Origin of the sequence: Rhodopirellula baltica SH 1, assembly GCF_000196115.1 — a bacterium.
GTDB lineage: Bacteria > Planctomycetota > Planctomycetia > Pirellulales > Pirellulaceae > Rhodopirellula > Rhodopirellula baltica.
Window position 1 is genome coordinate 2,169,020 of record NC_005027.1, and the last position, 13,749, is coordinate 2,182,768.

The 13,749-nt window shown below is 56.7% G+C and carries 8 protein-coding genes; 5 read left to right on the top strand and 3 right to left on the bottom strand.

Annotation, left to right across the window (positions count from 1 at the left end; all coding sequences use genetic code 11):
- Window positions 1–92 precede the first annotated feature (92 nt).
- From RB_RS08335 to RB_RS08345, 3 genes are read right to left on the bottom strand one after another with little or no spacing between them, the layout of a single operon-like run.
- Window positions 93–2,909 (bottom strand): PSD1 and planctomycete cytochrome C domain-containing protein, encoded by a 2,817-nt coding sequence (locus RB_RS08335; RefSeq protein ID WP_231846328.1) that lies wholly within the window; start codon window positions 2,907–2,909, stop codon window positions 93–95.
- A gap of 7 nt (window positions 2,910–2,916) precedes the next feature.
- Complete coding sequence (locus RB_RS08340; protein ID WP_011119792.1) at window positions 2,917–4,596, bottom strand: LamG-like jellyroll fold domain-containing protein; 1,680 nt, start codon at window positions 4,594–4,596, stop codon at window positions 2,917–2,919.
- Window positions 4,593–5,153: a sigma-70 family RNA polymerase sigma factor gene (locus RB_RS08345; protein WP_007331069.1), complete on the bottom strand. Its 561-nt coding sequence runs from the start codon at window positions 5,151–5,153 to the stop codon at window positions 4,593–4,595. The genes RB_RS08340 and RB_RS08345 overlap by 4 nt, the downstream gene beginning before the upstream one ends.
- Before the next feature lie 217 nt (window positions 5,154–5,370).
- Here RB_RS08345 and RB_RS08350 point away from each other — a divergent pair, with 217 nt between their 5' ends.
- The 5 genes from RB_RS08350 to RB_RS08375 all read left to right on the top strand — a co-directional run bounded on the left by RB_RS08350 (window position 5,371) and on the right by RB_RS08375 (window position 13,472).
- Window positions 5,371–5,820: a PH domain-containing protein gene (locus tag RB_RS08350; RefSeq protein WP_007331068.1), complete on the top strand. Its 450-nt coding sequence runs from the start codon at window positions 5,371–5,373 to the stop codon at window positions 5,818–5,820.
- Window positions 5,801–9,934 (top strand): ATP-dependent RNA helicase HrpA, encoded by a 4,134-nt coding sequence (gene hrpA, locus RB_RS08355; RefSeq protein WP_164921719.1) that lies wholly within the window; start codon window positions 5,801–5,803, stop codon window positions 9,932–9,934. Before RB_RS08350 ends, hrpA begins: the two co-directional genes overlap by 20 nt.
- Window positions 9,935–9,938: 4 nt before the next feature.
- Entirely contained in the window at window positions 9,939–10,526 is a 588-nt protein-coding gene (locus RB_RS08360) for a TVP38/TMEM64 family protein (protein ID WP_007328763.1), read from the top strand.
- 757 nt (window positions 10,527–11,283) lie between these two features.
- Window positions 11,284–12,360, top strand: coding sequence for a hypothetical protein (locus RB_RS08370; protein ID WP_011119799.1), 1,077 nt, complete (start codon window positions 11,284–11,286; stop codon window positions 12,358–12,360).
- A 323-nt stretch (window positions 12,361–12,683) separates the two neighbouring features.
- The gene (locus RB_RS08375; RefSeq protein ID WP_011119802.1) at window positions 12,684–13,472 is read left to right on the top strand and encodes an RDD family protein; all 789 of its coding nucleotides are present in this window, start codon (window positions 12,684–12,686) and stop codon (window positions 13,470–13,472) included.
- The last annotated feature ends 277 nt before the right edge of the window (window positions 13,473–13,749 follow it).

The window sequence follows — 13,749 nt, forward strand, 5'->3', positions numbered from 1 at the left end:
CCAAACGAAAAAGCCCACTCAACTCCGTCTCCGGCGATGAGTGGGCTCGGGTTTGCTCGATTGAATTTCAGCGATCAGTCGAATTTCAGCGGTCAATCAATGAACACAAATTCGTTCGCGTTGAACAACACCAAGCACATGTCCGCGATCGCTCGCGTTTTCGCATCGACTTCCCAAGGCTTCAGATCGCTCTGGTAGTCCTCGAATGACGGCAACCACTCCGTGTACTCAAACGGACGCCCTGAGAACTCTTCCACCAAAGAGCGCGTGATCTCGGTGGGATAAGTTCGCGGCTTCGGTTTGATGTCAGAGTGATACTCGGTCATGTCCTTGATGTAGCGTTTCATTCGCTGCATCTGCGAATCAGTCGGCAAACGCCCCAGCGTCAACTCAAAAGCCCGATTGATTTGATCGGTCAACTGATCCGCTTCGCGTTGCAGACGTACCGACATCGCAGTCGAACGGTCGGTCATCACATCGCTATTGAGCAACGTGAACGCTTGCGGCGAAACCGAGGCAGCGTCGCGAAGGTCTGCGGAATCATTCGGGTTGGGTTTGTTCAACACTTCCAAAAATGGATCCGCTTGTCCACGAACGCGGTACGAGTAGATCGATCGACGATTTCGTTCTTCCGGCGTTCGCGATGGTTGGTATGCGGGCGCGATCGAGAATTGAATCATTCGCGGTTCCAACGCGACTTCCATGTTGATCTCGGGTCGTGATGGCAAACCACCGACGACAGGATTCAGCTCACCAGTCACCGCCAACAGGCTGTCACGAATTTCCTCGGCGGTCATTCGCCGTGGCGAGTAGCGAGCGAACCATGTGTTATCAGGATCTTTGTCCGCCGCCGAATGTTCGGTGCTGCGACGGTATGCATCCGACTGCAAAATCAGCCGATGCATTGACTTGATCGACCAACCGTTCTTCACGAACGTGTCCGCCATCCAATCGAGCAATTCAGGATGAGTAGGCGAAGCACCTTTCACGCCAAAGTTGTTTGGCGTCGCGACAATTCCACGACCGAAGTGATGCTGCCAAATTCGGTTGACGATCGACCGCGTGCTCATTGGGTTGTCAGGATGGGCAATCCACTTTGCCAATCCCAACCGGCGCCCGTTAAGCGTATCCGGTAAAGCGTAAGGATCATCGTCGGGAGCACCTTCGACGGGCAGATTGCAACCGCTCAGCACACCCGGTGTCACAGGGTCGCCAGGTGCGGCCAACGATCCACCATTGAAGATAAACGACTCTGGCCGCCAATCCTCTTTGATCTTTTCCGGTGCACGCAATTTGCGTGCGTTCATCCAGGTGTCTTGCGCGTTGACGACGGTTTGGACCATCGGCTGATATCGTTCCAGACGTCGATTCCAAATCCAAACGTCTTGCTCGCGAACTTTCAATCGTCCTTGTTCCATCTCGCTCAGCCCAACCGCACGCGGTGGCTTCTCCGCGTCTGGATCGTCCTTGCGAGCGTTCAACGATTTGTACTCTTTGCCATGTTCGGCGTACCACTCGCGAGCGGCCTCTTCACGCTGGCGAGTCAAACGATCCGCACGGGTTTTCGCGTAATCGTACAACGCTTGCGTTTGCTGCTTGCCCTCTTCAAATCCGGCCAAGTTCTCTTCGGCCAAGAAAGGTGCCTCCGCCTCAACGGGCTGGGCCGTCGATACGGCGGAGTACATGCGGTAGTAATCTTGAGTCGGCACAGGATCAAATTTGTGATCGTGGCACTTGCAACATCGCATCGGCATCGAAAGGAACGACTGGCCAATGCTGTGCACCATGTCGTCTCGCAAGATCTGACGGGCTTCTTCGAGAGGCACCATGGCGGTGTCCCAAGGTCCCATTCGCAGGAAACCAGTCGCGATCAAAGCCTCAACGCGATCCGGATCATCGACCGGTTTGTCGGCATGCAGCTCATCACCGGCAATTTGTTCAATGATGAATTCGTTGTACGGTTTGTCTTCGTTCAAACTGCGAATGACATAGTCGCGGTATCGCCAAGCGTTGGAGCGTTCGTAGTCGTTTGAAAAGCCGCCCGTGTCTGCGTATCGAACGACATCCAACCAGTGTTGGCCCCAACGTTCGCCATAGTGCGGACTGGCAAGCAATTCTTCGATCAAGTTGTTCCAGGCCGCTTCTGAATCCTTTTCCCAAGCCGACAGGAACTCTCGTTTCTGGGTGGGAGTCGGCGGCAAACCCAACATGTCAAAGTAAACACGACGAATCAGCGTGTTGGGATCAGCTTCAGGTGCCGGCTCCAAACCGTTCTCTTCCAATTTCGCGTCAACGAATGCATCAACGCTGTCGTGTTCGAATTCCGTTTGGCGAGGCAAAAACGCCCACACTTCGTCTTTGTTGTAACGACGATAGGTCCACTCATCGCCTTGACCGCCACTGGTCGCCATCAGCACGCCGTCTTCGTTCTCCGCGACCATCGACTCTTCGTCGCGAATTTCTTTTTGGCGTTCTTCGCTTGGCCATGGAGCCCCCGCGTCGATCCACATGCGAACAATTTCGATTTGCTTATCGTTCAGCCGGTCGTTTTCTTTGGGTGGCATTTCCAAGCCATCCCAGTTGACTGCCCAAAAGAACGGGCTGTCTTCGGCGTTGCCAGGAATGATGGCGGCTTCTTCCGATTCACCACCCTGCAACAACGCATCTCGAGTGCGAACGTCATAGTCGCCTTTGATGTCGTCCGCATCAGTGCCGTGACATCCCAAGCACTTTTCAGTAAGCAACGGCATGACCTTCAGCGTGAACAGACGCTCGATGTCTTCCGCGGAATGATTGGCATCGCCGGCGGCATGAATCGCTTCGTCGGCGTGTACATTCGCGCCGCCGTGCGACAGAATCAATCCGCCGCCGAACAGGAGTCCAGCAAATGATGCAGTGAGAACTTGCATCCATGAATCACGGTTTTCCATGTTCAACCATTTCCTTGATTTCTGTGGGGGAAAGAGCGGCGGCAAAAATTGCCAGCTCGTCCAAGCTGCCATTCAGGTTTCGAATGGCAAAATGTTCGTCGGGTTCCAAAGGCGTGGACCAATTCCCGATCGACGCCATTCCAATTCGAGTGGTTCGAACGAGTTGGTGATCAGGGATGTGGTCCACACTCAAGACATCCCCGTTCAAATAATGTGTGGTCGTTGCGTTCTCAACGTCGTAAACCACCGCCAAGTGCAGCCATTGACCGCTGAGCGACGGATTCCAAAAGGATGGCGACAAAGCAACGTAGTGCGGTGGACCAACACTGGGTTGGTCTCCATTGGCCTCGGTCGATGCTCGGACCGAAAAATGAATCTCACCGGTATCGAGTATCTGCCAGTGAGGCTCGCCGAGCTGATAACTGTCCGTCAAAAACAACGAGTTGTACCAACGGTCCAGACTGTCAATGCGAACCCAAGTCGCCATCGTGAGCGAACCAAATTCACCGGGAACGTTCACGCGAACCCGATCACCAGGGCGTTTGAATTGAAGCGCCGGCTTGGCATCCCAGCGGCCTCTCGTCACGGTGGCTCCAACAATCGCACCGTCCAAATCCGCGTTTCGTGGTACGGTGTCGTTCGTCAAAAAACGCTGGCCTTTCAAGGGCGAGTCCATCGCGAAATAGGCGATCAATCGCGAATCTTTGCGAAGCGTTTCGCTTGCCAGCCGCCATTGTTGGTAACGTTCGTTTTCCTGGGTTTCGGCGAGACGTTGCAATTCGGCCGCGTCGACAAATCGCTCGGGAGTCATGGGCGAATCGATCAATCCGATCCCAACGCCGCTTCGTCGTTGCAACGACTTTCCAGCGCCGACCAATTGAGGCTGATCTTCATCGACCTGCAATTCGACTTCGCCGTCGAAGACCTGGACGTTGGAACCTTCTTCGGAAACTTCCAAGCCGAATTCCGTACCAAGATCGACCACCTTCATGTCATTCGTTCGCACCACAAACCCGCGGGCTGCCGGCGGCACTTCCGCTCGGATGCGTCCGCGATGCATGATCGCTTCGGCGGCCGAGACCAATTCCATTTCGGCGGGTCCGTGCAGGACGACCGTCGCACCGTTCAAAAATTCAATCTGGGCCCAGCCGGATTCCAAACGAACCGAGCCTGGGTTGAGAGCCGCGTTGACGCTGAGCGATTGTGAAGTTGATCCGGACGCGTCACGGATGACCGCGTCTTTGGCATCGACCAACTGAGTGACGACTGCAACACCCGACGATGTCGGTTCGTCCGACAACGTTCGAACACTCGCGACCGCGGTCTCGGCGACTGGAGCGGAGGGACGTGTTTCGAGTTGCACCCAGCGGAACGTGACCGCAATCAACAACGCGGCGGCCGAGGCGATCACCCATCGATAGATTTGTCGCTCAGCCCAAACCTTTCGATCCGTTTCGGCAGGAACAACGCTAGCGTGAGCTCGATTCTTCGACGGTGCCGGTGTTGCGTCTTGCAAGGCGATTGTCATCATCTGCCAACGAGCGAACTTAACCCGCGACTCAGGGTCACTCCGCAGCAATTCGTTCAACTGCTGACGATCGGCGGGATCAAGTGTTCCCTCTTCGCTGGCCAGCAACAGTTCTTCGATGGTTTTGGATGAACTCAAGAGGCACCTCCGGTTGCCAAGCGACGTTCAATGCATTCAGCCAACTGCCGGCGGACTCGCATCAACGTCACGCGGACGTTCGAGCTTCCCTGACTCATGGCGTTGGCGATTTGATCGATGGTTTGTGATTCGAAGTAACGATCCTGGATCATTTGCCGACGCTTTTCCGGCAACGAATTCAAACATTCCGAAAGAGCGGACTGGATTTCGTGCAAACGTTCCGCCTCCGTCTCAACTTCCGTCGAAACCAATTCCGCAACGTCGGCGTCGAGCAGCGACGGGGCTCGGCGTTTGTCGCGCAGATTCGAAAGCACCTGCAACCGAGCGATTCCGAACGCCCAAGGCAAAAACGGCTTGCCGATTTGATAGTCCGCTTTGCGTCGCCAGAGCACCAAATTGGTTTCCTGCAACACGTCCGCGGCTCGGTTCGCGTCCCCCATCAACGATTGGATGTAGGCACCAATCCGAGGCTGATATTCCGTCACCAGTTGCACAAAGTGCTCCTCCGCTGATTCAGCGGTCGGGCGGTTTGCGGCAGGATGGGAACGATCGGTCATGAACAGATTTTAATGGCGGACATTTCGGTCTCACTAACAATTGCGGCGAGATTCCCATTCGTTACAGAAAACTCCGAGTTTTTAGACAGTTGTTCGCAAAATGGCGGATTTCGCGGTCAAAACCCCGAACATTGGTGGCAAACTAGCTCTCTGGTCTGATATTCCAATGCGGCGTGCCTCCGGTCAACAAAACCGTCCCGGCTGGTAAACTGCTCGAATGAGAAACACTGCCCCGCTCGTCTACCCATCCGCCGTCGATCGTTGGCTGCTCGTTCTGCTGCTCGCCCCGATCTTCATGGCCATCGCGTTTTCCGCGTATCTGTTGAACGAAGGCCGCGCCGATGAAGCTGGCACGATGATCCTGATGGCCGCTGCGATCGCCGCGGTGACCGGTGTATTCACGATTCCATGCCGCTACACCTTGTTGGACGATGCTCTCTCGATTCGCTGTGGACTGATCTGTTACCAAGTCGCCTACGCCGATATCACCGAAGCGATTCCCTCGTCGACTTGGATCAGCGGTCCGGCGATGTCACTGAAAAGGGTGATTGTTCGCACCGCCAAACGCGATCACATCCTTTCACCCGAAGAACGAGAACGCTTCATCGAGGAATTGATGGACCGAGTTGCCCGATCGATGGATCCACGTGAATCAGAAACCAAGTAGCCCGCTGAAACCGCACAGTCCCTCCCTGCCCAGCGACGCCGAACTTCCACCGGTCGATCTCGCATCAACGGATCCTGGACCGAGCGACGATGGAGTTGCTGGCACCAATCGCCCAGTCGGAGCAACCGGTCCGGCCGATCCGCCGATCAAAATCGAATACCCGAGCGATTTGCCGATCACGGCCCATCGCGACGCGATTGTGGATCTGCTCGCCGAAAACCAGGTCCTGGTCGTGTGCGGCGAAACGGGCAGCGGCAAAAGCACGCAGCTTCCCAAGATGCTGCTCGATGCCGGTTTGGGTGAGCACGGCATGATCGGTCACACCCAACCCCGACGTTTAGCCGCTCGCAGCATCGCGACTCGGTTGGCGGAGGAAACCGAAACCAAGCTCGGTGGAGCGATCGGTTATCAAGTTCGCTTTGGAGATCAAACCAGCGATCGCACCAAGATCAAATTGATGACCGACGGGATTCTGCTGGCGGAAACTCGAATAGATCGCGAGCTTCGCAACTACAGCGCGATCATCATCGACGAAGCCCACGAGCGTTCGCTCAACATTGATTTCTTGATGGGCTACCTTCGGCAACTGATCGACCGCCGACCTGAACTGAAAGTCATCATCACATCGGCGACGATCGACGCTGAACGTTTTGCCGAACACTTTGGCACCTATTCCGAAGAAGCCGCCAGCGATCCGGAAAACGAATCGAACGTCATTCCGGCTCCGATTCTGCAAGTCGAAGGCCGCGGTTACCCAGTCGAACTGCGTTACTTTCCCTGGGAAGACATCGCCGGCGAAGACGCTGAGATCGACGGTCGTCATTACGATCTTTCGCGACACGTGATCGGCGGTCTCGATTCGCTCTCGCGAGACGGCAGCGGCGACACGCTGGTGTTCCTGCCCACCGAACGCGACATTCGCGAAGTCAGCCACCACGTCGCGGGCCACTACAAACGGATGGGGCTGACCAACCGAGTCGAACTGTTGCCGCTGTATGCCCGGCTGCCTCAATCACAACAACAAGCGATCTTTCACCCCAGCGGCAACAAACGCCGGATCATTTTTGCAACCAACGTCGCGGAGTCATCGCTGACGGTTCCCGGGATCCGTTACGTGATCGATTCGGGAACGGCTCGTATCAGTCGCTACAGTGCGCGAACGAAGGTCCAGCGTTTACCTGTCGAAGCGATCAGCCGCGCCAGTGCCAACCAGCGTTCGGGCCGTTGCGGACGGGTCGGCCCCGGCATCTGCGTGCGACTCTACAGCGCCGAAGACTTTGAAACTCGCGACGCGTTCACGACTCCCGAGATCCGACGAACGAACCTCGCCAGCGTTGTGCTGCAGAGCAAAACGTTGCGTCTTGGTCGCCTGGAAGAGTTCCCGCTGATCGATCCACCCCGTGCCGAAGCCATCCGCGAAGGCATGCGAACGCTGCACGAACTGGGGGCCATCGACGAAGACAAAGAACTCACGGAGATCGGCTGGCAACTCGGTCGCCTGCCCGTTGACCCGCGAGTCGGCCGCATCCTGATCGCTGCGAAAGAAATGGGCGTGCTGCCGGAAGTCCTTCCGATCGCCGCCGCGATGGAAAATCCCGATCCGCGTGATCGTCCGCCTGAGAAGCGTGCCGCCGCTGACGAAGCTCATGCGGCGTTCAAAGATCCTGAAAGTGACTTCCTTTCGCTGCTACGACTTTGGCGTTTCTACGACACGATGCGTAGCGATCACAGCCGTGGAAAGCTCACGCGGATCCTTCGCAAGAACTTTTTGTCACCCACGCGAATGCGAGAGTGGTCGGACGTCTATCGACAACTCAAAGAGATGTCGGCATCGATCGGCGAAAACAAACGTCGATCCAAAAACAAATCGTTGACGTCCCGCGGATCCGTCGGAAAGATTCGCTACGCTGAGCTCGATCCAGCCAAAGCCGACCAAGAACAACCGGTCGTTGATTCGGACAAGTACGCTCTGATTCATCAGGCATTGATGACCGGCTTGCTGTCCGGGATCGCCATGGCCGGCGACAAGAACGAGTACACCGGTGCGGGCGGACTGAAGTTGTTCCTGTGGCCCGGCAGTGGCATCTTCGAAGCCAAACCCAAATGGATCGTCGCCGCGGAATTGGTCGAAACGGCCAAGCAATACGCTCGCACGTGTGCAAGGATCCAACCTGGATGGATCGAGGCGGTTGCGCCGCACTTGCTGAAGGCTTCCTACAGCGATCCACATTGGAGTCGCAAAAGTGGCGGTGCGTTCTGCTACCAGCGTCAATCGTTGTTCGGTTTGCCTGTCGTCGTCCGCCGGCGAGTCCCCCTGGCGCCCATCGATCCAGCAACCTCGCGGGATTTGTTGATTCGCCACGGATTGGTCGAAAACGAATTGCCGACGACGGCGAAGTTTGTACGGCACAACCGACGCTTGATCGAATCAATCGAAAAACTCGCCGCGAAAACCCGTCGACGCGACTTGGTGGTTGACGATTATTCCCTGTTGTCGTTTTACGCGTCGCGTTTGCCCGAGGACGTTTGCGATCGACCGAGGCTGGAAAAGTTTGACCGTCAAAACCCAGCACCAGCCTGGGCATCCAAGCTGAACGACGACGTCGCGCTGGCGGCCTGGTTGGCCGATCCTCCCGCCACGGATTCCGATGACGAGCATTCCGAAACGACGCCCTATCTGCGTCCACAAGACATCCTGTCCGTCGATTCCGTCGCGATCGCCGCTGACGCTTACCCCGATGAGTTCGCCGCCGGTTCGTCACGTTTGCCGCTTCAATATCACTTTCGTCCAGGAGCCGAGGACGACGGGGTTCACCTGACCATCCACGAAGCCGCGCTCCCGCAAGTCAGCGACGACGCGCTGGGATGGTTGGTTCCCGGACTGTTGGAACCCAAGGTCATCGCGATGATCAAATCGTTGCCCAAACGGTTGCGTCGCAACTTGGTTCCCGCCGCCGATGTCGCTGCCAGAGTGGTCGCCGAAATTTCTGACAAACGAGGGCAAGTCCCGTTCATGCCAACGCTATGCGAAGCGTTGACGCGTCACGCGGAAGTCCGAGTGGTTGAGTCCGATTTCCAAGACGAAAAACTTGAGCCTCATCTGCAGTTCCTCGTCAACGTCGTCGACGACACCGGCAACGTCATCGAGAAGACTCGTGGGGTCGACGCGGTCAAAGCCAAGCTTGGTTCACGAATCATCGACGACTCTGAAGTCGCCGCGGCGGCCAGCGGTCCGGAAGCGGATTGGTCACGCGAGAAGATGACATCGTTCGATCTGGACGTGCTGCCTCGCGAGGTCGTCCGCAAACGCGGCGGCGTGCAAGTCGCGCAGTACCCCGGACTGGTCGATCAAGGCGACTCGGTGTCCACCAAATTGTTCTCCGACGAAGCGACCGCCGAAAACGCCACGCGTCTGGGCATGATGCGACTCTTTGCAATCGCTTGCCGCAAAGACCTGCGAGCCCAGGTTCGCCACTTGCCCGCCCTCGCCGAAGCCAAAATCAAATTGGCACCGATTGTCTCCTCAGCCGTGATTGAAACGGCGCTCGCGGATCTGATCGCTCGCGTGGCTTTGGTCGAAAGTCAACCGGGGCGGAAGATGCCGGTGGTTCGAAAGCGAGCCGAGTTTGACGAACGCATCCAAATGGCACCCCAGCGAATCGGAGAAGCCACGCAAGACATCGCTGGATGGCTGGGCAAATTGACCGACGCGTACCACTCCATGCGTTGCCAATGGGAAGAATCCAGTTCCCCCAAAATGAACGACGTTCGAGCCGATGTCATGCAACAAATCGAATGGCTCGTCGCGGATCAATTCATTCAGTGGACACCATGGCAACACCTTCAGCATCTGCCCCGATACTTGAGTGCGATCGCCTACCGTTTGGACAAAGCGTCCAGCGCAGCATCACGAGATGCGGAGGGACGGCAGTTGATCGATCGGTTGTGGCAACGTTGGTTGAGTGGTTTGCCGGAAGACCGCCGGGACCCGAAATCACAATGCACCAGCGAATTTCGCTGGTTGATCGAGGAACTTCGAGTCAGCCAATTCGCTCAGCCACTCGGCACGGCGGTGAAAGTCTCCGAGAAACGCTGCGAAAAGCTGTTAAGCTGATCGAATGTCGCCCGCCGATCCCGCCGAAGACCAACCCACCGGCAAAAGCCAACCTCTCTGGAAACGCATTTTTCGCGTGGCGTTGCCCATCGTTTTGCTGGTCGGATGCTGGTTCGCGTTCCAAACCAGTGGCGAAGACCTGCGAGCAATGCACCAACGTCTGGGCTGGATCGCACCGGTCGTCACGGTGCCACTGCATGCCGTGATTGCTGCCGCCCCGGTTCCCTCCGACGTGATCGTGATTGCCAACGGAGGCCTGTACCCCTATCCATTCGCAGTTCTGCTTGGGTGGCTGGGCTGGTTTCTCGGCTCGACGCTGGAGTTCCTCACCATCCGTTTGCTCACAGGCGTCGAGTCCGCGGAAGATGCCCGCCGCAAAATGCCAACATGGTTATCCCGTTGGCCCGCCGGCAGCCCTTGGTTCTTGGTTCTCGGCCGGCAAATCCCAGGCGTGGGTGCTCACCTGACCGCCGGAGTCGCTGCGGCAGGCGGAGTCTCCCTGAAGCGATACTTGCTGTGGACCGCGGTCGCCATCGTCCCCGGCGCACTTCTGCTGTCCGCCATCGGTGCACACCTGCTCGGCAGCGTTTAGCCACGTGGCACGAGGGAAGCAGGTACGCGGGAATGACTGGATGGAATCCCGTGAGCCGTTTTGGCGCTCGCCTGGACGGCGGAATGTTTGGCTTTGTGCAGCGTATCGGTTCGCGCAAATTCCGTTGGTCGCCTTCTCCATTGCACGACTTCGCCCCAACGGGGCAGCCCTACAACAGCCCAGGGCAACGCCCTGTGTAGCGGCGAGACCAAGATTTCAAAGTCCCAATGGGGCGGTCCTAGCAGGCTGTTGATTCAGTCGCATACCGAATGGCAATCATTAGCCGTTGGACGTTCGCCCCGGTTGGCGTCTCATCAACCGCCGCTAACGCGGTGCGGCTCAATAAATTAACAGCCTGATAGCTTTCGCAGGCGAAAGTTCGCGCCGGTTCAATGCGGGAACCGTGGCTAATGCCAGGCGGCTCATAAACCCATTGTGACCTGCCTACCTGGGTAGCCGATCACCGCCACACCTGATCGACTTTCTACCATCAATGAAACGATTTCGAGCAGCGTCACGACGCCCCATCAGCGAATCGCTTCCGGCCGACACCGCATCGGTGCGTTGATCCACCCATCTTCAACGCCACACTCAATTTTGTTTTCAGTTTCGCAACTACGGAACACCGGTTGCAACCAACGTCTCCTCAACAAAGACGCTTTCGGGGCATCCCCCATTGGGCGACACAGAGACATCGAGCTTTGCTCTTTGAACGTCGTCGCCCGTGCCCCATCACCCCACAATAAAGGAAAACAACATGAGAAAATTCATCAACTCCGCCGCATTCTTGGGCTTCGTCGCAACAGGCACCATGGCGAGCGCACAAGGTGTCCTGAACAACGCAGCGAACCAAGTTGGCAATGCAGTCAGTCGAACGACCGGCCAAGCCCAAAACATGGCACGTGGAGCGGCGGATGGCTTTCGCAACCGAGTCGACGATGCGGCAGCAAATTCCTCTATTCAGTCCAACGGAATCGCCAACAGCCGAGCGAACCGAAACGGCAACGTTTACTCGGGACAAAACATTCGTGCCAATGTCGGTCAGAACGTCACCGTCAACGGCCAATCGTACAACCAAAATCTTGGCACCAACGCAGCAGCCGGATATCAGCACCACAACGGCTACACGAATCACGGCAACGTGCAATACGGACAGGGTCAAACCGCACATCACCTTGGTGGACACCACGTCGGCATGACTCATCATGCGGGTACCACCTACCACCATGGTTCGGTGAACCACCATGGTACAACCAGCCAAGGTGTTTACACGCTACGCCATGACGCCAGTGGCCGAGAATACATCTGTGTCTCCGGACAACGCGTCTACTTCGATGGCGGAATGAACGCTGATGCTACTGGCAGCCAGCAGCAATATCAGGCTGGTTACGGAAATGCTGACCAAGATTACGCCGCTCCATCACGCGATGGCCAATCGGACGAAAACGACTTCAACCAAAATCAGAATACGGAAGTCGATGGAGCGGTCCAAACGAACCAATCCACCGATGCGAACCGGAACAGCGATCTCGACGCGGACGTCAGCGGTAATGCAAATGCCCAAACAGATGCCTCTACCGAGTCGCGTGCCGCCGCCAATACAAACGGTGATGCAAATCTGGACGCCAACACCCAAGTTGACAATCAGACCGACGCAAACGTTGTTGGCGAAACGCGAGCGAATGCCGAATCGAACGTGGACGCTGGCTTCACCCCCGATGGAGATGCTGGTGCTAGCACCGAAGTCAATTCCGACTTGAATGGTGCAACTGGCAACACCGATGTGGATGCTGGTGTCGACGCCGCTGCTGATCTGGACAGCTCGATTAAATAGTTCCCACGGCACGACGGTGCCGAACAAATCGAATGATTTCCAGAACGTCCGGAAGCTCACGTGAGCACCGGACGTTTTTTCATGGAATTTTCCCAATTCGAACGGTCGCTACCGATATTCGTCCAGCCCCATCCGCTCGAGAAAACCCGGGTTTGAGACCGGATGGCCTTCACTTAGCGATCGATCGCGCGGCAATTGACAACCAACCTGATATCAAATCAATCAATTGGGTTATCATCTTCATCGTCGCGATACGATTCGCGGAGAAATTGGCTGTTCCGGATGCAAACGATCCGGGATCAAAACGATGGGAATGATGATCGATGAAATTGAAATGCCCGGGCTGTTCGAAGCTGCTCCAAGTTCCTGACACGGCGGCGGGTAAGACCGTGAAATGCCCCTGTGGAAAGCAACTCCGTGTGCCCGCCCCTAAAGGAGCGACTCCGGTTGCTGCCGCGACACGCACCGCCCCCGCATCGGCGAGGCCCGCAGCTCCAGCTCGCCGACCTCAACCGGTCGCCAGTCCCCTGGGTGCCGACGCGGGTCTGTTCGACGAACTCACCGAAACCGATTTGGCACCCGTCGCAGTCGCACCCAAACCAGGCATGATGCCAGCAGCAGCCACCGGTGGACACAATCCTTACGCGTCGTCCTTGAACGATGCCGCAGATTCATCGGAACTTGCCACTGGAGCCTTTGCGTCCCAGAACAAGCGGCTCGCAAACTACCTATTGGATTGGGTCTTCGTCCAAGTCTTCTCATTCGGCATCGGCATCGTCGTTGGGATCGTGTTTGTTGTCATGCACGGAGTCGACATGACTCCCGAACAAGAGGCAACGATGTCCCTCGTCTCGACATTCATGGGGCTTGGTTTCTTTGCCCTCTACTACATCCTGATGGAAGCAGTCTTTGGAGCGACACTTGCCAAATTCATTACCAAAACTCGCGTGCGATCGGCGGATGGAGGCAAAGCAGGCTTTGGGAAAATTCTTGGTCGTAGTTTGGCTCGCCTGATTCCCTTCGATCCACTTTCCTACCTTTTCGGAGACAAACGCGTCGGGTGGCACGACTCACTTTCCGGAACTCGCGTGATCGATATCAGCAAATCTTGAACGACCAGCGAGCAATCTGCACCTTCCGCGCCGCGTTACAAACTTGCCGAATCAAACATTGAGACGGCAAGCCTCATCTAACCGCGGAACATTGAGGAACACTGAATTCCGCTTATCAAATCCTCAGGTCGCCAGCTTTGGCAATCGCGGCAACTCGGCTGGCCGCAAGTTTCTGCGACGCCGCCCAGGACGAAGCTCGCGATGATTGAATCCTGAGAAACGGCACCCAGCCCAGCCCATGCGGCCAACCGACGAAGTTGTGAGAAAGCCCAAGCTT